Here is a 22420-nt window from a genome sequence, read left to right as displayed (position 1 = left end):
CATCGTCGTACAAAAGCTCATGGTTTCTTTTTAATGCCAAGATATAGTCGGCTTTAGCTTTAACAAGCTGTTTGCAGGTATCCTTTTGACAATACATGGCATCCCCCGTCACAATACTACCTTTAAGATTGATCATATCAAGCAGTTTAGGCAGTGTCGTTATCTCGTTGTCTTTACTATTTACTTGCGTTTGCGCTAATACTAATTTAGTTTCACTGGCAAAGGCGGTGACCAGATGAATAGAGTCTGTATCTTTAAAGCCACCTTGGAGAAATTTACCATCAATGGCAATGTGTGTATGGTCTTTGACACTTTCACTCATCCAATGAGCAAAGTGATCTTTGTCTATCATTTTCATGACATTACCAAAGGTGTCATGTGAGGGTATACCATAGGGCATATCAAGAACTTTCTCAAACCACGACCTGTTCTCTTTGGCAAAGTCTTCGACACTCACCCAGTCGTTATAGCCACAGATAAAAGCGGTTAGGGCAATAAATATGACATTCTCTAGTGGGTGATAGAGGTTTTTGTTTTGGCGCCTTGGATCATTGAGTTTGGCAAAAAACTCTCTTGGGTCTTTGAGCATAATAGCCTCCTTTTATGGCTCAGTTGCTATATTTTACTCCTTCTTTGGTTTTTTGTAGTGCGATTGCCCTGTTCTCAAAGGGGGATTTTTGTCGAAAATCCATCCCCAACCCTGAGAAGCGTGAAGAAAAGCTCTGGGGGAGCTTTTTAGCTTCGCAAGAGTCAAGCTGTGCTTGGCTAACAGGAAAAGGAAGGGAGCTAAATCCCGCATAAATCACAGCCTGAATTTTAAGTTGAAATTGGCATAATATAATAAGGATTTGTTTAATCAAAGCTTGTTTCATAAAAAAAGATGGTTAAACACAAAATAAGCTTAGACCAGTTGCAACAGTGACGATGCTGACAACGATTAAGCTTAGCTTTGCAATTCAGCTTAAGCCTGATAATCAGACTTTCCGCCAGTTTTACGAACCAAGCGCACGTTACTGATCACAATGTCGTGTGACAGCGCCTTGGTCATGTCATATAAGGTCAGACAGGCAATGCTGACGGCGGTAAGGGCTTCCATCTCAACCCCTGTTTTGTGAGTGACACGCACCTTGGCGCTGACGATGATGGCGTGCTGGGCGTCATCATAGTCAAAGCTGATAGCAACCTTATCTAGTGGCAATGGGTGGCACAAAGGAATAAGGTCATGCGTGCGCTTGGCACCCATAATGCCAGCAATGTGAGCGGTTTGGGTGATACTGCCCTTTTTGGTCATGCCGTCAGCGTCTTTTATCTGCTGATAAATTTGGGGCGGAAAAACAACCTGTCCTTGGGCGATGGCTTCTCTGGTGGTGACGGTTTTGTGCCCGACATCGACCATGTGTATGTCACCATCGGCATCTAAATGTGACAGCTGTTTTTTTGATAAAGGCTGGTTTGACATAAAAAACTCCGAGACTCAGGCTCAGGGAAATGGATATATGAATTGTGAATATTTGTTAAATACAAGCAACTAACCAATCGCCCCAAACACCTGCTGACACGCCGTCTCAAACTGTGCTGGCGTATTGAGATTGGACAGAGCATACCAAGACGCTGGCATCGCAAGTGACTGACCAATCGGCTCTATAAAGCGCATCACTCGACGCTCGCCAGCATCCAAATACGCTTGTAATGTGGGTGCCAAAGACAACTGATATAAGGCGAGCAGTGGGTAGCTACGCTCATTATCTGCCAAGCAATATAGGGATGCAGATAGTTGCCGTTGCTTTTGAGCATCTTGTGCAGTTAGGGCTTGCTCAATCAGGGCTTGCTTAGTTAAATTCTTAGTTAAATTCTTAGTTAAATTGTGCTTATTAGCTTGTACTGGATTAGCTTGTGCTGGCTTGAGGGCACCTTGCTCAACCAAATAGCACCAGATATCAGTAGCCGTAACCAAGCTATCACAGCTCACCACCAGCATCCATTTGGATACTTTGGCAGGTCTATTATTTAAGTCACTCTCGGTCAATAACAGCTGCTGCATGCCAGCAAAAATCGCTCCCAGTGGTCCTGCTGAGTGCTTATGCTTGGCGTCTGGATGACTGCTGTCAGGCTGATAGTCTTTGACATGCGTAATCGGATAATCTTCAGCCCCAACTTGCGTGGTAAACCCCTGCCCATTATCGGCAATCAACACAGGCACACCCAATTGCTGAGCATGACGCACATGATAATCGAGTAAGTTCTCACCAGAAGGCAACGCCAACAGAGCCTTCGGTGACCCCATGCGCGTCGATAACCCGCCAGCTAAGATCAGCACCCCTGCCACATACTGCTGCGCTAAACAGGGGGGCATCTTTAACTCATCCTGTGCGGCATCCGTCATAATCAAGCCAACCGATCAGATAGATTAATCATGGGTTGGATTGACACGCATCAAATGCGGTACAAAGTTGCAAGGGCCAGTGCGACTATCAAGCTGTTCTTTGATAATCTGTGTCCAGCCCGTACGGCAAGCACCAGATGAGCCTGGCAAGCAGAAGATAACGGTGTTATTTGCCATGCCCGCAATCGCACGTGATTGAATGGTTGACATCCCAATCTCATCGTTGGATATCAAGCGGAACATCTCACCAAAGCCATCAATGGTCTTATCAAACAAGACGCTGACCGCTTCTGGCATACTGTCACGGATATAAAAGCCAGTACCGCCAGTCGTAATCACGGCATGGACGTCTGGATCTGCAATCCAACCACTAATTACCGCACGAATCTTATAGATATCATCGGTGATCAGCTGACGATCTGCCAGATTGTGACCTGCCTCTTGTAGCGAGTCGGCCAGATATTGACCTGAAGTGTCTTGCTCTAAAGTGCGGCTGTCAGACACGGTTAATACCGCAACGTTTAGTTTGGTAAACTGTTTTTCTTTTGACATAAAAGTGTCCTTAATAGTAGGTAATCATTAGTGGTAAATAATAAAAATGGTAGATAATACGCCACTCTCAACTTAAAATGCAGGCTGTGATTTATGCGGGATTTAGCTCCCTTCCTTTTCCTGTTAGCCAAGCACAGCTTGACTCTTGCGAAGCTAAAAAGCTCCCCCAGAGCTTTTCTTCACGCTTCTCAGGGTTGGGGATTGATTTTCGGTAAACATCACTAAAATCCCCCTAAATCCCCCTTTGAGAAAGGGGGACTTCCCACCCTTGTCGATATTTTGTAAAAAATGAGCTATACAAATACTGTCAATAAACCAATCATTGATGTTGCCAGCTATTCTTGTTGAGATTGGCGTAAATAATACAAATCAGCGAAACATAATCAGCAAAATATTGTCAGCGACATACCAAGCAATGACAGTATTAGGGACACGCCCTAACCGCTAACCACCAATCATCGATAGGTTGTCCATCATGCCACTATTGGACTGATCTAAGTGGTGGTGCTCAGGCTTGATCGGCATAAAGCCATGTAGCACCTGAATCAGACCCTCAACATCTTGGCGCTGCAAATAGTCTCGGATGTCATAGTTGCCTTGATCAAACAAACATAAATGCACCTTACCGAGGCTACTGACTCGCAGTCGGTTACAGCTATCACAAAAATGCGGCGCATAAGGCGCAATCATCCCAATCCGACCCACATAATCAGGGTGGCTATACTCAATCGCTGGACCATCCGTGTGACCTCTTTGGTGCGACTGCCAACCATTTTCTAGTAGATATTGAGTGATCAGCTCTGACTGGGCATGCTGAGCAAAGAACAAATCACTGTTATCACTGGTCTGCATAAACTCGATAAAGCGATAAGTGACAGGTCGAGTTTTGACATATTCCAACGCAGCAAGCAGCGTTTCATACGCTGTGCTTTCCATTAAGATGCCATTGAGCTTTAATTTGATATCCGTGGTGGCCAGCAGGGTGTCGATATCTTGCAGTAGTTGTGGCAGCATATCAAAGCCAGTCATCTGCTGAAACACCTCTGGCTCAAAACTATCAATACTGATATTTAGCTGATTTAGCCCTGCTTGTTGCCAGCGTTTAATATGCTTACCAAGCTTATAGCCATTACTGGTCATCGCCACCGTCTCAATACCTGGCGTGGCTTTCACCAGCTCAATAATATCACTGACATCTTTGCGAATGGATGGCTCACCACCAGTGAGACGAACCTTCTTCGTCCCCACTTGAGCAAAAGCTTGAATCAGTACCTCTATCTCGTCTAAAGTTAGTTCGTTTTTTGGGCGCTTGCCTTGATAGCCGTTGGGCAAACAGTAGCCACAGCGAAAGTTACAAAAGTCGGTAATCGACAGTCGTAAATAGGTGAGCTCGCGTGAAAAGCCATCGGTTAACACTTTTTGAGCCAAGCTATTGTCTGACGCAGGCGAGACAGGCGCTGTGACAGAAGGTGAGCGCTTGGCAGATATATGAGACTTGCTGATGTGCGTGCTTGCTAAACCGAGCACACTGGGGTCAAACAAACGTGCCGAGGGCAAGGATGCTGCTGGCAACTGTTTGTTTGCAATGGATGTAACCGCACCAAGACCATCAAATACAGCTGTGTTTGAAAAAGGAGTGTATAGCCTAGTCTTCCCTAGGTTGGAATGTAGAAAGGTCATATTGGGTACCGTTAACATAATAAAAAGTGTGCTCTAAGCGTTGCCTCAGGTTGTGGGTGGAAATGGTCATGTATTTAAAATTTGAATAACAGATATTATAACAGGTTGTGGTCGAATAGATACTCACCTAAAGGAGCGCCTGTTGCTTGTAACTTACTGCTTTAGGGGTATTGTTTTTAAACTGTATTTGTCTTATAGCTTGGTATACCAAGGGAATAATTGGACTTCGACCGTCTCACCAGCACTCATACTGCCCGCCTCTCGTGGCAATACTATTAGACAATTGGCTAAACTTAACTGCTTAATGCGATGCGAGTCCTGCTTGCCAGCTGGTTTGACCACATAGCCCTCTGCCTCTTGGTGCAAAATACCACGTTGAAAATCGGTGCGTCCAGGTCTCTTTTTGACATCTGCACCCAGTTTTGCCTGCAAATTTAACGTCAGTGGCATATCTGAAGCTTGCACGCCAGACAGTTGCCATAAGGCTGGTAGAATAAACTGTAAGGTACCAACGACAGCAGACAGTGGATTACCAGGTAGGCCAAAGTACAGCACTGGATGCTCTAGATCTTTGGTCAGCTCGCCAAACACAAATGGCTTACCTGGCTTCATCGCCACTTTGTAATGATTAATCTGACCTAACTCTTCAATCACTGCGGTCAAAAAGTCATAATCACCAACAGAAACGCCCGCCGTAGAGATAATAACATCACACTCTTGCATTGCTGTGGTTACTGCCTTGCGTGTCATCTCAAGGTGATCAGGAATAATATCGTAATCATGAATTACAACTGGCAATTGCACCAACATACTCTTTAAAGTTGGTGTGTTTGAGTTATAAATTTGCGCCAGAGTTTCTAACGGCTCACCCACGTTTACCAACTCATCTCCTGTGGCCAAGATACCGATAACCAAAGGCTTATAGACCTCAACCTTTGCAATACCAAGGTTGGCCAATAGACTAATATCAGCTGGATTTAAACGCTTGCCTGCCTGTAAGACGACTTCGCCTTGGGTAATCTCTTCGCCTTGCTTACGAATATTTTTATCCACTGCGGCAGCCTGAGTTAAAGTAATAGCATAAGACTGTGACTTATCGATACTGTGCTGAATGTCGGCAAAGTTAGTATTCTCTTGCATTACCACTGTATCACAGCCATCAGGCACCACCGCCCCAGTAAAGATACGTACGCCCTGCCCTGGCTGTAACTCACCGCTAAAGGGTGTGCCCGCTTGGGACTCACCAATAATCTCAATCTGGGTACCTGCATCAAGGACACTACCGATGGCCAAGGCATAGCCATCCATCGCGGACAGATTCTGTCTGGGCACATCAAAGCCAGATTTAATATCGGTCGCTAGAATATGATTTTGACATGTCATTAGTCCACGCTTTTCTTTGGCTCTGGCGGTTAATGGCAAGTCTTGTTGATTGTAACGGTTCACACGCTCAGTAATAGCGGTTTTTAGTTCAGAAACACTGATCATTACAAACCTCTCTTAGTCATGATAATCTTTTTTTCAGGCGTCTTTTTTAATGGGTCTATGTTAGCAGCTTCTTAGGAAGGTTAACCTTAGCCTTTCGTCTTATACGGATAAGCTACTAGTCTAATGCCCTTAGTACCCTAGCGCCAACTTAGCATAATATTGAAATGAACGCGGTTAACGCATTTAACGCATCTAACGCAGCTCGGCCAATGCCTGTCTGTCCTCAGTCACAAAGCCAACCAACAGCTCAGTAAGGGCAGGATAGACATCGGTTTTCACTCCGATTTGTTGACAGCGCGCACTAAACTTGGACAACCAATTTAACAAAGCGGTATCCAAAAACTCAGCTTGACGATTGGCAATATCTGCTTGTCGTTGTTCGGCAGTGATGTTTGGCTGTTTTTGTTTTTGATCTTGTTGTTGGGCTTGTTTGTGCTCTTGTTGCTCGCCCTCTGCTTGCACTTCAAGCGTGGCATTAATCCAAACTTGCATCACTTGTAAATAGACACTGATGTGATCTTTTGGCTCACGAAAATCTGGATGCAAGTCGAGATCATGGCTTTTTAAAAACTGTGCCATCTGCTGTGCAGGCTTACCATATAGCATCTGATCTGCTTCAATATAATAAGACGCATAAGGCGGTGCACTTTGCTGACCACTTAATAAGAATATTTGTGCAAAATCTGCGGCCAGCTCTAACGCTCTTTCGTTTTCAACAATGACTTTTAGATTATTGATTGCCTTTTGTAAGCGACTACTTTGTGCTTCCAGTCCCATGCCTATAAAGATATCATGCATGGCAGCATAGCGAGCTTGCAACTCCTCTAATTGGGCAGTGGTAAGCTCACGTGCAAACATATCAGCAAACCAGCGATATAACGCAGCACGACCAGCATTCACTGCTTGCCATTGTGCGTCCCATCCTTCATCTAGGCCATCAGTTAAATCCTCTTTTGCAGATTCTGTTGCGCCTTTATTAAGTTGCTCATTTAAGTTTTTGTTTCGCATATCTTGTGTGTTGTGCGTTGATCCAGATTGAGCTGTCATGGCTATCATTCCAAATGTTTATACTTGAAAATATTTTGATTTAAATTCGATAAAAATTCAATTCTATGCAATCCCTAAAGAAAGCAAAAGGGCCTTGCTACTTAACAAAGCCCTTTTTTTTACAATTTTATGCGGTTTTTGCAGTTTATTACCTAGCTACTCTTGATGCAAATGCTCTGCATCACAGTCTATCACTTATCAGCCGTTAGTCCGTTAAACCGCCATTAATCTTTAACTCATTAGCCTCTAGTTTCTGGCGCCAATGAGCCGTCTGGGTTGACATAGGTTGGGCCACCAAATGAAGTCACCGCAGGTGCTTTCCCAACAAACTTCTCAATCTCAACCAAGCAAGTATTGGCACTTGGTCCTTGCGCCAACATAGAAGTCCCTATGTCTAAGGTCAAGGTATTTGGGTCGCCATAAGTATCTAGTGCACCAATCTCAGGTCCAGTTGGACCATACCAAGCCCCTTCTTGAATACGGATTACACCTGGTGGGAAGTTGTCAGAGATAACAGCCCCTGCCAGTAGCTGACCGCGGTCATTATAGACACGCACCAAGTCACCATCTTTAATACCACGTGCTCTAGCATCTTCAGGGCCAATATAACAAGGCTCACGATCTTGCACCGTATAGGTGGCACGGCGCTCTTCTGACTCACAAGTTTGTGAATGCAAACGGGTGTCTGGATGCACAGATTGTAACCACAGTGGATACTTATCTGAGCCTGGACCACCATGTGAACGCTCAGCTTTCTCCATCCAGATGGGGTGCCCTTTACAGTCTTCGTAGCCATAGCTGGCGATCTTACGGCTACTGATTTCAATAAAGCCTGATGGTGTGCCTAATGCATTAACCTCTGGATCTTCACGGAAATCAGCATGACGTACCCAAGGTTTACCTTCAGGGAATAAAACATAGCCTTTTTCCCAGAACTCTTTGAACTCAGGCATATAGAAATCTTTTTTCAGGTTCTCAGCACGACAATCCTCATAGATTTGCTCAATCCACTGCATCTCATTCATCGCACGGCTATACTCAAGCTCACGACCCATACGCTTGGTAAATTCATACCAAATATCGAAGTCCGACTTTGAATGATATAGTGGATCAACCAGCTTGTGCATGGCTATCACCCCACGGTTACTGTAAGAGCCATAAGCATCTAAGTCATTACGCTCATACGGGGTACAAGCTGGCAATACGATGTCAGCAAAACGACAAGTCGCAGTCCAGTTATAGTCAACTGATACCACCGTCTCCATATTGCGATAACCCTTTTTCATACGGTTACGGTCTTGGTGACGATGCCACTGGTTACTACCAGTAAAGATACCCATTTTCAGTGGCGGTAGCGTGACTTCATGGCCGTTAAAGTTAATCTTTTTACCTGGCTCAAGCAGACAGTCAACCATACGTGCAACAGGAATCACTGAGCTATAACCATTGTAATCACTGTTGTCATATTTTGGCCTACGACCAGTATCTAAGTTTAGTGGAAAAGCACCTGGCATAGAGGCGCCCGAAGTCGGCACACCAACTGAGCTATAATGATGCGAATAGCTGATACCCCCACCTGGCAAACCAATTTGACCTAATAGACTGGCGATAATTGCACCCATCCAATAAGGCTGCTCACCATGTTGCTGGCGCTGAATCGCCCAACCAAAACATAGCTGAGTACGGTTGCTGGCCATTTTACGTGCCAGCTCACGAATTCTATCGGCACTAATGCCACAGATCTTGGCAGCCCACTCTGGTGTTTTTTCAACCTTATCGACCGTCTCACCCATCAAATAGGGGATAAACTCATCCAAACCTAAAGCATACATATCAATGAAGTCTTTGTCATATAAGTCTTCAGTGATCAGGGTATGCGCCAAGCCAAGCATAAAGGCAACATCAGTCATTGGATTTACAAACTGATGCTCACACTCTAAGTAGTTTTGGGTTTTGCTTTTTACGGGGTCAATACAGATAACTTCGATTTCTTTATTTTTGACCTTATCACGTAAGATTTCATAGTACTCATAGGCTTCATGAGTTTCTGTATTCCAACCCACTTGCAAGTTCTTAATTGGGTCGTTAGCCCAGAAGATAATTAGCTTTGAGTTTTCTAAAATCAGTGGCCATGAGGTGCCTTGTGAATACACTTCTGTCGAACCTAGGACATACGGCAAAATCATCTGGCCAGCACCAGTTGAGTAGTCACCTGCAGTACCGACACTATTGCCATGCATCCCAATCGCACGAACCATGTGGTTACCACAGCTGTGAATGTTGCCCACTGAGCGCCAACCCACGTTTGCGGTATGTAGCGCCCAAGGTCCATATTCTTTTTGTACCCGCTCAAGCTCTTCATACAAGGTGTCTAGCGCTTCATCCCAGCTAACACGCACAAAGCGGTTATCACCACGCTGAGACGTATCACTCTTATGACGATTTTTGTACCAATCAACTCGGATCATTGGATAACGTACACGTGATGGGCTGTACAGAATACCTGGTACACCGTCTAAGATTTTGGTTGGATACTGATCAAATTCAAATGGCTTAATTTCGACCAACTTATCGGCTTCAACGCGAGCTCGGAACGCACCCCAGTGCGCTCCTGACATTTTCCAACCACTCCAATCTTGCTTCTCACCACCTGTTGCTTTGGTTAAGACACTGTCATCTGCAAGTAACGGCATAGGTAGCACAGCGGTGCCAGACAAAGCGGCCAGCGATTTTAAAAAGCCCCTACGATTTATAGTTTTCATAAAATACCTCTAATATTTTAATGCTTGTTGTGGCTAAGCTGCACTTTTTATGGTCTGGCTGTTTGGATCGCATTTTCAGGTGATCCAGGTGCATGCGTACCTGCGGCAAAGTCAGATGAGTTAAGTTGTAGATATTTCAATACCAAACCGCCTGTGTCATCATCAAGGTTAGTAAACCCAACCATACCTGCCCATAAACCTGGCCACTGGTTCGCATCATGCCCTGCTGGATCTGGCTGACGGTGACACACACTACAATTATCTTCATAGGTCTGACCAGCAATGTCCCAAGCAGTTTCAAGACTATTCATTAATAAGCCATCTTCAACCCAGAATTGACCACTCACTTTCTGCCACTCTAGTCCAGTCATAGGATCTTCTTTTGACTCTTTAACCGTAATCAGTGACTCATCACGTGACAGCTCTTTGTCAATAATCGCATCCACAATGTTAAGACCGAAGTGCGTATACCAAACACGGCCATAGCCTTTGTTCTTACGCCACATATCAAGCTCAATTTGAGTCATGCCATTTTCGTGAGCGATTACTTTGGCTGGAGCAGCTACTTCGATAGTACCTACTTGTTTGGTTTTTTCTGCATCTAAATATAATGGCTGTGGTACAACGTTATAGTAAGTCTCACCAACGTTAATTTTGGTATGATTAGCTTCTGATACTAAGGTATCAAAGGCAGGGTTGTGCATACCTTCTAGGACAGGAAGCTCATGCGCAATACCTTTGTGACAGTCAACACAGCTGGCGTCACGCTCAGCTGCACTACGCATAATCATCTGTGAGGTCACACGCATTTTACTAAAATCCATACTGTCATAATCATGACAATTACGACATTCTTTTGAGTTATTGGCTTTAAAGCGGGCCCACTCACGTTGCGCTAGCACACCGCGGTGTGCTAAAAACTTCTCACGTGTACCAATATCTCCCATCACGTGCGATAACACTTCACGTGATGCTTGCATTTTACGAGCGACTTTATCTGTAAACTTATGCGGTACGTGACAATCCTGACATTCAGCACGAACCCCTGTACGGTTTTGCCAATGCACCGTTTTTTGTAATTCTGGTAGCATGTTGTCTTTCATTGTGTGGCAAGACAAACAAAACTCTTCACTGTTTGTGGCCTCAAGACCAGCATTAAATCCAGCCCAAAACCAGACACCACCAGCAAAGCCAATAATGACCAATAGGCCTAGACCGATTTTTGCTGAAGGTTGAAATAAAAGCCGACGCAGCCAGCTAAATAGGCGTTTAATTGCGTTCATGATAATTCCTTGCCATTTGTATCGTATCAAGGTCGAAAATTTGAAAAATAATCTCGCTTCAATGCATATTTATGCTTATCTTCATGCGTAATGCGTATCTAAGTTATCGTATCGACATATTTATTGATTTGCCTAATCTTCCTAAACCTAATCTATCATCAAACATAGTACAAATAGATCTAGCTGAAATAGACATAGTGCAACTAGGCAGTGTGAAAGAGGTTCAAAAAGCTATCAATAAAAAAAACTCTCAATATTAGAAAGCGTCGTCATCCATTAAAGCCGCACTTTGCTATTTGCTTGCCACAAATTTTGACTGTTGCTCAATATACGCTTATTTTAGATTCACCCTTATTTAAATACACCATTAACAGATAAGCAGCTTGACTTAAACCACTTGTTTTGAGCAACCCTTAGGTCGGTGGTCCCCAAAACAACATCTGACCAAACCAAACAATAAAGCCATAAGCACAAATAAACAATAAAGCGATTATTGGTAAGGCAAAGAAAGACATGACCAACGCAGTTAACCACTCACGCTTGACAGGTTGTTCTTTGGTTTGCATAGGTTTCCCCTTTTTTTCGATTTTGTATTTTGGCTAATCCCTAGGTGACTTATTACTAACTTATTAAGACTTACTCATTTCTTACAACCCTATGAACAGATAACCCTATGAACAGATATCGCAAAGTGATAAAAATGAGTTTTTAATATCGCGAAGACAACGCAAAGTTGTTAATAGATGTTTTCTGCTAGCGTCTTGCTATTTGCTTGCATATATAATTGGAGCTGATAAGAAAGCTCACACAGTAATAAACAGCTAATTGGCCATTTATCTTGGTAAATTGTTTAGAAGCTTATCTTAACAGTACCAAAATAATAGTTGTAAAATATAAAAAGATAATAACTGTACAAAAATAATGCTGTTTTATGTCAAAAAAGTTTTTAGATAGTTTATGCGAAAAATAAGAATATCCTTATTATAATTAAGGTTATTATAAATAGCTAGCATTTAACTACTATATTCTGACTATACAGGTGACAGTATTTGATTAGACACCTAGTTATTTTGTTTTTCTTAACATACAGTCTTTTATTATTAAGTTAATATAAATAAAAGACTGTTGAACTTTAATGCTTACTTATTAGTTTTAGCACCTATATAACATAACTAAAATAACTGAATGGCTGAAAATACGGTTTCATTGGAAATACGATATCTACTTAATCAACTGACTAATGGCCTTGAATGCTGGATCTTTACTAGAACGACACAGCTCAAATAATATGGCCTCAGTCGTGGTAATTACAGCTCCTGCTCGGCGCATACGGCGAATGGCTTGACGCCGATCATAGCTATCTCGTGAGCCTATGGCATCGGCTATCACTACTGGTTGCATACCATTGTCTAGCAGATCTAATACGGTCTGCATCACGCACACATGTGCCTCAATACCACATACAATCACCGAAGTTCGATTTTGCTGGGCAACATGATACCACGCTTCATCATTGTCACAGACGCTAAATGTGACCTTTTCCACGATTTTAGTCTTAGAGACGTCAAGCACGTCCATAATCTCAGGCAGTGTTTCACCGAGTCCTTTTTTATACTGTTCATTGAGCATGATCGGCACGCCCAATATTTGTAAGCCTTGAATTAAGGTAACAGTTTTGTGCAGAACATCTTCATTACGATAGATATGTGGGGCAAGCCTCTGCTGTACATCAATAATGAGTGCTTGCGTATTGTCGCGCACAATACGATAAGTTTTGTCTGTAATGGTGGTTTTTGACATAACACGCTCCTTGTGTTGTTAAAAAAACAAACGTCATTGCTTTATTAAAGCATATTACACCTAAGAATCCTATAAAACACATCAAGGTAACAGTTTTAGTTATACTAAGACATCACAAAAACAATATTAAGACAATATTAAAATAACTCTAATCTCTAGGGTTTGTTGAACATTCAAATATGAGATAATCAGATGACATGGACCGCCAGCACTATGCTTATGCCCAGCATTGTATTTATACCCAGCGCTGTATTTATACCTAGCATTGTATTTATGCTTAGCATCTTAACGATAAATCTTATCGTCTGGATACTATTATCTATACCCAACAATCGAAAAAAGCTACCTAAGGTCTATCTGATAGTCCGCTCATGGCTATGGATGTTGTCTGCGCTATTTATGTGTTTTTATCTCTCCAATATTAGCAATCAAGCTAATATCCAGCCTTACTGGTGGGCAATTGATATATTATTGGTGATCATCGGCTTACGGGGGTTATTTGAAATATCACGCTTGTGGCGATCCAAGAGTAAGCTTGCCTTTGTCGAAAAGCTTGAACGGTTGAAGGTTCAGCCTGTCCCAGTTGCCATTCATAAGCTTATCTTTACTAGTGTTAATACCAACAGCTTTAGTTTGTTTAGCTTACCTCCTTCTAAACCAAGCCCATCTCAATCAATCCCGGCCAAAGCACACCAAGCCACATTAACATTAAGCCGAGCCAAACGTCTGGCAAACTGGTGGCAACGTGTCACTTGGGTTGATACAGGACTGTGCGTCGCCTTTGTTTATCTAATTATCAGCCTAATTGCACTGGCGCATCTGAGTATCGTCCGCCAGCAGGCTGGGGTATTTTTATTTGTAATTTTTGCCAGTCAGTTTAATGACATTGCTCAGTATTTGTGCGGCCGCTGGCTTGGTGGTCGCTTATTTAGTAAAAAACTAGCACCAACTTTAAGTCCTAATAAGACCATCGAAGGCGCCTTATTTGGTAGCTTACTGTCCGCTTTATTAGCGACCTTATTGGGGTTATGGTTAACCTCATTTTCGGTCATCCAATGCTTTGCAATTGCCTACTTTTTGGCAATCAGTGGTATTATCGGTGACTTATTTGAATCAACCTTCAAACGTCGACATGGCATAAAAGATACTGGCACCATGCTTGCTGGACATGGTGGTATCCTAGATCGGGTGGATAGTTTGTTAATTGGGGTGCCGGTGATAACTTTTATTTATTGGCAATTTTTGTAACAAGATATTTACTCAAACAAACCATTGTAATAGGGTAAAAATTAAGGAAAACACTATGAATATGAAAGAAATAATAGGTATTGAAGTAGATTACTCTCAATTGCCGAGAGATAGAAATACATCAATGCACCCTGAAGCTGTGAAATACCGTAGAGCTTTAGCAAGGGCAAGTAACGCCATCGAGGGCGTTATTTTAACAGAAGAAGATAAGAAATTTTTAGATAGTATTCCGAATAATCTATCTAAAGAGAAAATTAAAAAGCTAGTATTAAAAAATATACATTCACGTTCTAAGTAAAGATAAAGCTATGGGTTCAGGAAAATCAGATAAACTACAAACCAGAAACATAAAAATCACAACAAAAAAAGCACCTCTAACATTACGTCAGAGGTGCTTTTTGATGCCAAAGGTTTAAATCATCCTAATCCTATTGACATATTACTTATCTAAATCAGTGATTAAACACGCTCAATAACCGTAGCAATACCTTGACCTAAACCAATACACATAGTCGCTAGACCGATCTCTGTATCCATCTGCTCCATCGCATTTAATAACGTGACTGTGATACGTGCACCCGAACAGCCTAGTGGGTGACCCAAGGCAATCGCACCACCATTGATATTGATGATGTCTTGCTTATCAGTCAGATTTAAAGCTTTTATTACCGCTAAACTTTGGGCTGCAAACGCTTCGTTTAATTCGATAGTTTGCATATCATCAAGACTCATACCAGCACGCTTAAGCGCTTTTTGAGTCGCTGGCACTGGACCGTAGCCCATGATAGCGGCGTCACAACCAGCTACGGCCATACTGCGGATACGAGCACGAGGTTTTAGACCTAAGTCTTTCGCTTTTTGAGCGCTCATCACAAGCATTGCAGAGGCACCATCTGACAAGGCAGACGAGGTGGCGGCAGTGACAGTACCATTAGCTGGATCAAATACAGGGCGTAGCTTCGCAAGCGACTCAACCGTGGTATCTGGACGGATAACTTCGTCCACTGTACAAAGCTGTAAGCGACCTTCAGCATCATGGCCTTCGATACCTACGATTTCATTAGCAAAACGACCCTCAGTAGTCGCTGCCCATGCACGACGATGTGACTCAGCACCGAAGGCATCTTGCTCTTCACGAGAGATATTATTCATGCGCCCTAGCATTTCTGCAGTTAGACCCATCATAAATGAGGCTTTGGCAAAGTGCTTAGAGGCCGCTGGGTTGATATCAACACCATGCATCATACCCACGTGACCCATGTGCTCTACACCACCGATGATGAAGATATCACCTTGGTTGGTCATGATTTGAGCTGCTGCTGTATGCAGTGCTTGCATTGAAGAGCCGCATAAACGGTTGACAGTCTGGCCACCCGTTGTTTTTGGAATATCAGCCATTAATGCACTGTTACGTCCAATATTATAGGCCTGCTCTAAAGTTTGTTGTACACAGCCCCAAATAACATCTTCAATCTCAACAGGATCAAAGTCATTACGCTTGATTAATGCACGCATCAGCTCAGCTGATAAGTCATCAGCTCGAACATTACGAAACATACCATTCTTAGATCTACCCATTGCAGAACGTACACCATCTACGATGACCACGTCTTTTGGACTTAATGTTGTCATTTAATACTCCTTGAATCTTTATTATGGTTAGGACTTACTTGAATAGCCATCATTCATCATGTTATAGCGACTGTATATTATTGAAGATGCTTTTTGCGTAGTCTCTTAGATAGTGCAATCTATCTTTTATAGGCTGCAAATAAATAATACTCAGTCACAAAAGCCATATTGTCAGTAAGCCCTAATTAAATTGTTTAAACGTTTATCGTATTAGGCTTATGGGTAAAATGTCTCGCCAGCGGCAGCCATATCACGGATTTTTTGTGGTGCTTCATAAGCTTTACCTAAGTGAGCATATTTCTCACATAGCGCTAAGTAGTTATCAAGGCCAACTTGGTCGATGTAACGACATGGACCACCACGGAATGGAGGGAAGCCAACACCCATGATCATTGCCATATCTGCTTCTGCTGGGGTTGCAACAATTTCATCTTCTAAGCAACGAACGGTTTCGTTACAGAACGCAAGCATCATACGATCAATGATGGTTTGATCTTCAAAAGCTTGTTTGTCACTATCAGTCGTTGCTTTTAGTAGCTCATAAGTCGCTTCGTCTGCCACTTTTTTCGGCTTACCACGCTTGTCAGTTTCGTACTTATAAAAACCCACACCATTTTTCTGACCTAGACGCTCATTTTCAAACAAATGCTTGATAGCGCCTTTATAGTCTGGCTTCATACGATCTGGGAAGCCTTCTGCCATGACTTCTGCACCATGTACACCCGTATCCAAACCCACCACGTCAATTAAGTATGCAGGGCCCATAGGCCAACCGAATTTTTCCATAACTTTGTCCACATGAACAAAGTCAGCGCCTTGTTTTAATAACAGATCAAAGGCACCAAAGTATGGGAACAATACGCGGTTTACTAAGAAGCCTGGGCAGTCATTAACCACAACAGGCACTTTACCCATACGCTGAGCTAGTGCAACAGTGGTTGCAATCGCTTCTTCTGATGACTTCTCACCACGAATAACTTCGACCAGTGGCATACGATGTACTGGGTTAAAGAAGTGCATACCAACGAAGTTCTCTGGACGCTCAAGCACAGTGGCTAGATGAGTGATAGAGATGGTTGAGGTGTTGGAAGCCAAAATAGCGTTTTCTTTTACTAGACCTTCTACTTCTTTTAATACTGCGTGTTTAACTTTTGGATTTTCAACTACCGCTTCGATAACGATGTCCGTTTCACCAAAGTCACCATAATTTAAAGTAGGGCGGATACGGCTTAGCGTTTCGCCCATTTGTGCTGGGGTCATTCTCTTACGCTCAACCTGTTTACCTAGTAGCTTGCTGGCTTCACCCATACCCAAGTCTAATTGCTCAGACTTAATGTCTTTCATAATAATTGGCAGGCCTTTTGAAGCCGCTTGATAAGCAATACCACCACCCATGATACCAGCACCAAGTACTGCTGCTTCATTGATGTCATGCGCATTTTTAGTGTGCTGTTTGGCCAGTTTCTTAACAGCTTGGTCATTTAAGAACAGACCCACTAAGCTTTCTGCTTGTGGGGTTTTAGCCGCTTTGGCAAAGTGCGCTGCTTCAACCTTGATTGCTTCGTCACGACCCAAGTTGACATGCTTTTCAATCGCTTGTATCGCAATTGCCACCGCTGGATACTGCTTAGGATTGGCTTTAGCGAAGATAGCGCCTTTAGCACTATTAAATGCCATGGTTTGCTCAAGCTGATTTAATTTAACAGGTTGCAGCTTCTCTTCACGTTTTGCTTGCCAGTCTAAGTCACCAGCAATGGCTTTTTTGACTAGGTCAATCGCTGCGGCTTGCAAGTCATCTTGTGCAACAACGGCGTCAACCAAGCCTAGTTTTAATGCTTGTGCTGGCTTTTGCGCTTTGCCCGTTGCGATAAGCTCTAGTGCATTATCAATACCGATGACTCGTGGTGTACGTACGCTACCACCAAAGCCTGGGAAAATACCTAACTGAGTTTCTGGTAAACCGATTTGCGCTTTTTCGCCCATAACTCGGTATTCACAAACTAAGGTCATCTCACAACCACCGCCTAGTGCTGCGCCATTGATAGCGGCAACTTTAGGAAAAGGCAAGTCTTCAAAACGATTGAATACACCGTTAATTTCAACGATCCAGTCTCTGATTTCAGTTTCTTCCTTACGGAAATGACCGACAAATTCAGTAATGTCAGCACCAGCAATAAATACACGTTTACCTGATGTAACAATTAAGCCTTTAATACTGTCTGCTGCTTTTTCAAGCGCATCAACAGCTTCGGAAAACTGTTGATTGGTTTCGGCATCAAACTTGTTAACGCTTTCATTTTCTGCGTTAAAGTGCATATTGGCGATGCCTTCTTCTAACATCGATACCGTAATGCGGTTACCTTGATATATCATGTAAATCTCCTTGTTATTGTTAACACGCTTTGCTTGGTAGTGCTTAGCCTATCATTGAAAGCCACAGCTATCATGAATTTTATTAGAGACTGTATAACATACAGGATAAAAATACACAGGTTGTATGAATTTTATATTATATAATTTGCACGAAATTATCTGTACACTACAATCTTATGCCGGCTAGTGTAGGGGATTTAACCCCTTGCTGTCACAGCGCAATGACTGACTCATAGGTCATATATTGATTATAGTGAATGTACACCCCAATAATGATAAAGCCAATAGTGTTAAAACTCACTGTATGCAAGCCACCGATAGTATTTAACACATTGATAGCATTTAAAATATTAACAGTCTTAAAATGAAACGAATAGTGTCATAATAAGTCACGTAAGTAAGTCACGTAGCCATTTTTTTAATTTTTATATCGAGCTTTATGTTTATGTCAAAACAGCAGGTCACTCCTCAATCCACACCAGAGCTTAGCTCCAGCCTCAGCACCGACAATACCTTTGGAAGCTTTAGCCAACAAGTCATTGCCACTTTACAAGCAGATATCGACACTCTACTGACGTATGCTAGGCTACCAAGTCCGCTAAAAGAAGCCTGTACTTATGCGATGACAGGTGCTGGTAAGAAGGTACGCCCCTTATTGGTGGCCAGTGCCTATGCCACCGTTCAATCCTCACAGGTTGATAAAAAGAGTACAAATACATTTATCTTAAATGCTAACTGTCGCCGTGCCATGTTGGCGGTTGAATTGTTACACACTTACTCTCTGATTCATGACGATTTACCCTGTATGGATGATGATGACTTACGCCGAGGTCGCCCAACCTGCCATATTGAATTTAACGAAGCCACTGCCTTGTTGACAGGTGATGTATTACAGACCTTAGCCTTTGAGGCATTAGCTGCTGATCTTCCAAGCTTTGAATCTATGCCTGAAGCAAAAGCTGCTAAGTTAATCAGTATCTTTGCTCCCAGAGCCAGACGCATGGTCTCTGGACAAATGCTCGACTTAAACGCTGAGAGCAAACAGGTAACCCAAGCAGAGCTTGAGGCCATTCATCGCGATAAGACTGGCGCATTGATAGAGGCTGCCACATTGATGGGTGGTGTATGCGCCAAGGCGAATGATACGCAGTTGGCAGCACTAGAGTTATTTGCCCGCAGCCTAGGCTTAGCGTTTCAAGTACAAGATGATATTCTTGATGTAATCTCAGATACCGATGTATTAGGTAAGCCTACTGGCAGTGATGAGGGGCTAAACAAGTCAACTTATGTTAAGCTCATGGGTGTCGCAACTGCAACAGACTATGCCAAGTCTTTATTCACCGAAGCCACTAATAGCATTGAGCATCAGTTTGGTCATAATACTACTTTAAACACATTGGCCGACTGGCTATGGGATAGAAAAAAATAGTTTTTTTTATCCCAATCCGCTATAAAACCTAGCTGTTTTGGGTAGAGATATAAGGCGGCAATAGCTATCGATGCAACGGTAGGATAGTTTGAACTCAAGCGACAACTGCAATATCAATATCAATTTCAGTATCAAGTATGCAGGTTGTCAGCTTGAGATTATAGATTAGGAGTTACACTACCCAAACCTATTCATACTGTCGTAAAATAAGTGGTGGTAGTATAAATGAAGTGATTTTGTTGCTTGGTTTTATTAACCCATCTAGTAGCTCATACTCGAGCAACCTCACTCTCAACTCTTTGCGTAGGCTGTGAGCATATTTGGTTAAAAAATAAGTTTCGCTGGGCTAAAAGCATCAGCCTACATTGGATTATAGTAAATTGGATTATAATAAGTTGAGAATGGGGTATTCTTATATATAGTAACTGATATAATCCAAAGCTGACATAATCCTATTATTAACTGCATTATCCAATGAATGACTTACACAACCTTTTTAACAAACTACCAAGCGAACTAACAAGCGAACTAACAAGCGAACTAACAAGCGAACTAACAAGCGAAAATCTATGCGTTTGATGCGTCCTTTTCAACAGCCTAAACTAGCAATCCATAAGCTCGAAACCTGCTTTCGAGCTACCAAGTTGCCTGTTAAAGCAATAAAGCCTAAAATCATCAAGCCCATCACACTACTGCATACTCCAAGCTTCATACGAAAAAAATCGCTGACCGCACATCAGCCAACCTCGTCAATACCAAAAAAAACACCACAACGACTCACGCTCTCTCGCCAGCGCCTACTTCGTACTTGCTTACTGATTAGTTTGGCTGGCGTGGCTACTCACTCCATCTCAGCCAATGCCAGTGTATTAGATCCGCTGCGCCGTGTGCTATCGCCTCTTATAAACCTGATCAGTAAAGACAACACCCAACAAGAGCTACCTGAATCAGACAGCTTATTTACCGAACAGGTGACTTTAGATCCTAACTCGCCTAGTCACCCTGTTAATACTAGCAACAATCGCCTGTCATTAACTGCAGACAGACCAAGCTTGCTTAATGTCATGCAGGCAGAGTTTATGGTAGATCGGGGTGACATTGATAACGCTCTTAACTTATATAAGCAAGAATCGCTCAAACAAGAATCAACCAGCGTATTTGAGCGAGCGCTTGAGCTATCACTTTTGTATGACGAGCCAGCAGAGTCACTTGCCTTTGCCTTGCAATGGCAACAACAAAACCCAGAGCACATTCCTGCTTTGTTTTATGTGGCACATTTGGCACTAAAAGCTAATAATTATGAGCTAGCTGGTGAGGTATTAGGACAAATACTAGATTACGATCCACAAGCAGATTTAAGTGAAATTTTAATCGGAATTTACCCCACTACCCAGCAAGATCAGCGCCTGCTATTAGAAACCTTGCTGACCCTACCTAAGCATGACAACCCCTCGTTATTGGTAATGCAGGCTGGTCTGATGTCCCAGCTTGGGCAACCGGATATTGCACTGGTCAGTATCAATCGTGCGCTACAATTCGCGCCTGACAATGCCGCATTTATCGTCCTGAAATCAGACATCTTAAAACAGCTAGAGCCAGATCGTGAGGTGCTGCAATACGTCAGTAATGAGCGCAAACGCCTCAAAGACAACAAGTCATTATATTTGTATGAAATTCGGTACCGATTAGAGCTTGGTCAGACTCAAGAGGCTTGGCACTTACTACTTGAAGCGCATGACTTATTTCACGATGATGAGGTAACACTACTTGCAGCTTTAGTCAGTATCGACATAGAGGCCTATGATAGCGCAGATGAGCTGCTATCTGGACTGGCGTCTTCACCCTCTTATATTGATCAGGCTTATTACTACTTAGGTATCAGTGCTGAGCGCCAACAAAATTATGAGCGTGCTGAACGTTTTTTATCGAAAGTCATGCAAGAAAGTCTGGTGCTGCCAGCACGTCAAAAGCTGGTCTCTATTTTGCTACTAAAAGGCAATCCAGACCAAGCATTAGCAGCTCTAGAAAAATTTAGCCAACAATTTGAAGTTTATGCACCCGAAAGCGCCATTATGCAGGCAGATATTTTGCGACAACAAAACAAACTGCTTGAAGCACACAGGGTATTAACGGAGGCCAACCAGCGTTATCCAGATGATACCAAGTTGTTATTTGCTCGTGCGCAACTATTGGATAATGAAAAGGATGCAGCCTTAAAGCAGCGCTTACTCGATCGGTTAATTCTAATAGATCCAGAAAATCCAAACTATCTTATAGCGTTGGCAACCTTATTATTTGAATCTAATGATGAACAGGACGTAAAACAAGCACTAAGCTTGGCACATTCTATATTGGATATTCCCTTTAACTCACCCATATTTAATCAAGATAACTACTTAACAGCACTCAATTTAATCGCAGCAGATGCCTTATCTGAAGCACGTTATCAAGAGGTGATTGGCTATTTGGAAGAAGCTTATAATATCTCCCCTACTTTAGATTCAGGTATTCTGTTATTGCGCGCATATCAAGGCATGCATCAAGACGATAAGGTAGCGAACTTATTTAATGATATTCAACAAAGGTTTGCGCTGGGTCAGCAGGATTTAAGTGATCGCCTTCAAGCGTACTAAACTCGTCTTGTAGAGGCAATCTACCGCCCAGTCTAAATTCAAGTGCTAGCTGTTATTTAAGCTATCAACTACTATTTACATTACACTATCAAATGCTATTTAACATATTA

Annotated in this window: 18 protein-coding genes; 4 read left to right on the top strand and 14 right to left on the bottom strand. The window is 42.7% G+C overall.

Going from position 1 to position 22420, the window contains the following annotated elements; translation table 11 throughout:
* The 12 genes from H140_RS0108135 to H140_RS0108075 all read right to left on the bottom strand — a co-directional run.
* Positions 1–589: ISAs1 family transposase (locus H140_RS0108135; RefSeq protein ID WP_019673165.1), on the bottom strand; the 589-nt coding region annotated here is incomplete at its 3' end.
* Positions 590–608: 19 nt separating this feature from the next.
* Positions 609–872: a hypothetical protein gene (locus H140_RS0108130; RefSeq protein ID WP_019673164.1), complete on the bottom strand. Its 264-nt coding sequence runs from the start codon at positions 870–872 to the stop codon at positions 609–611.
* 89 nt (positions 873–961) lie between these two features.
* Entirely contained in the window at positions 962–1459 is a 498-nt protein-coding gene (gene moaC, locus H140_RS0108125) for a cyclic pyranopterin monophosphate synthase MoaC (RefSeq protein WP_019673163.1), read from the bottom strand.
* Positions 1460–1528: 69 nt separating this feature from the next.
* Positions 1529–2383, bottom strand: coding sequence for a molybdenum cofactor guanylyltransferase (gene mobA, locus H140_RS0108120; protein WP_019673162.1), 855 nt, complete (start codon positions 2381–2383; stop codon positions 1529–1531).
* Between the two features lie 24 nt (positions 2384–2407).
* A complete protein-coding gene (moaB, locus tag H140_RS0108115) occupies positions 2408–2935 on the bottom strand; it encodes a molybdenum cofactor biosynthesis protein B (RefSeq protein WP_019673161.1) in 528 nt (175 codons plus the stop codon).
* A 444-nt stretch (positions 2936–3379) separates the two neighbouring features.
* A complete protein-coding gene (gene moaA, locus H140_RS0108110) occupies positions 3380–4615 on the bottom strand; it encodes a GTP 3',8-cyclase MoaA (RefSeq protein ID WP_227672878.1) in 1236 nt (411 codons plus the stop codon).
* Between the two features lie 192 nt (positions 4616–4807).
* Positions 4808–6103, bottom strand: a complete 1296-nt coding sequence (locus H140_RS0108105; protein WP_019673159.1) for a molybdopterin molybdotransferase MoeA — start codon at positions 6101–6103, stop codon at positions 4808–4810.
* A gap of 192 nt (positions 6104–6295) precedes the next feature.
* Positions 6296–7150 carry a molecular chaperone TorD gene (torD, locus tag H140_RS0108100; protein WP_019673158.1) on the bottom strand — a complete coding sequence of 285 codons (855 nt, stop codon included), beginning with the start codon at positions 7148–7150 and terminating at the stop codon, positions 6296–6298.
* A gap of 239 nt (positions 7151–7389) precedes the next feature.
* Positions 7390–9912: a trimethylamine-N-oxide reductase TorA gene (gene torA, locus H140_RS0108095; protein WP_019673157.1), complete on the bottom strand. Its 2523-nt coding sequence runs from the start codon at positions 9910–9912 to the stop codon at positions 7390–7392.
* A gap of 47 nt (positions 9913–9959) precedes the next feature.
* Positions 9960–11195, bottom strand: a complete 1236-nt coding sequence (gene torC / locus H140_RS0108090) for a pentaheme c-type cytochrome TorC (protein ID WP_019673156.1) — start codon at positions 11193–11195, stop codon at positions 9960–9962.
* A 413-nt stretch (positions 11196–11608) separates the two neighbouring features.
* Complete coding sequence (locus H140_RS15530) at positions 11609–11761, bottom strand: periplasmic nitrate reductase, NapE protein (RefSeq protein ID WP_019673154.1); 153 nt, start codon at positions 11759–11761, stop codon at positions 11609–11611.
* 655 nt (positions 11762–12416) lie between these two features.
* Positions 12417–12995: an isochorismatase family protein gene (locus H140_RS0108075; RefSeq protein ID WP_019673153.1), complete on the bottom strand. Its 579-nt coding sequence runs from the start codon at positions 12993–12995 to the stop codon at positions 12417–12419.
* Between the two features lie 192 nt (positions 12996–13187).
* Between H140_RS0108075 and H140_RS15180 the strand changes: the two genes are divergently transcribed.
* Both H140_RS15180 and H140_RS0108065 read left to right on the top strand, forming a co-directional pair.
* Positions 13188–14243: a phosphatidate cytidylyltransferase gene (locus H140_RS15180; RefSeq protein ID WP_019673152.1), complete on the top strand. Its 1056-nt coding sequence runs from the start codon at positions 13188–13190 to the stop codon at positions 14241–14243.
* A gap of 55 nt (positions 14244–14298) precedes the next feature.
* Entirely contained in the window at positions 14299–14541 is a 243-nt protein-coding gene (locus H140_RS0108065; protein WP_019673151.1) for a hypothetical protein, read from the top strand.
* A gap of 161 nt (positions 14542–14702) precedes the next feature.
* On the opposite strand, the gene fadA is transcribed toward H140_RS0108065, so the two are convergent.
* Positions 14703–15875: an acetyl-CoA C-acyltransferase FadA gene (gene fadA, locus H140_RS0108060; protein WP_019673150.1), complete on the bottom strand. Its 1173-nt coding sequence runs from the start codon at positions 15873–15875 to the stop codon at positions 14703–14705.
* 216 nt (positions 15876–16091) lie between these two features.
* Positions 16092–18248 carry a fatty acid oxidation complex subunit alpha FadB gene (fadB, locus tag H140_RS0108055; protein ID WP_019673149.1) on the bottom strand — a complete coding sequence of 719 codons (2157 nt, stop codon included), beginning with the start codon at positions 18246–18248 and terminating at the stop codon, positions 16092–16094.
* A 439-nt stretch (positions 18249–18687) separates the two neighbouring features.
* Here fadB and H140_RS14255 point away from each other — a divergent pair, with 439 nt between their 5' ends.
* Together H140_RS14255 and H140_RS0108035 are read left to right on the top strand one after the other, a co-directional pair.
* Positions 18688–19677, top strand: coding sequence for a polyprenyl synthetase family protein (locus H140_RS14255; RefSeq protein ID WP_019673147.1), 990 nt, complete (start codon positions 18688–18690; stop codon positions 19675–19677).
* Positions 19678–20246: 569 nt separating this feature from the next.
* Complete coding sequence (locus H140_RS0108035) at positions 20247–22310, top strand: tetratricopeptide repeat protein (protein ID WP_019673146.1); 2064 nt, start codon at positions 20247–20249, stop codon at positions 22308–22310.
* The last annotated feature ends 110 nt before the right edge of the window (positions 22311–22420 follow it).

Origin of the sequence: Psychrobacter lutiphocae DSM 21542, assembly GCF_000382145.1 — a bacterium.
GTDB classification, from domain to species: domain Bacteria; phylum Pseudomonadota; class Gammaproteobacteria; order Pseudomonadales; family Moraxellaceae; genus Psychrobacter; species Psychrobacter lutiphocae.
Note: the sequence above shows the minus strand (reverse complement) of the source record. Positions and strands in the feature narration are given on the sequence as shown.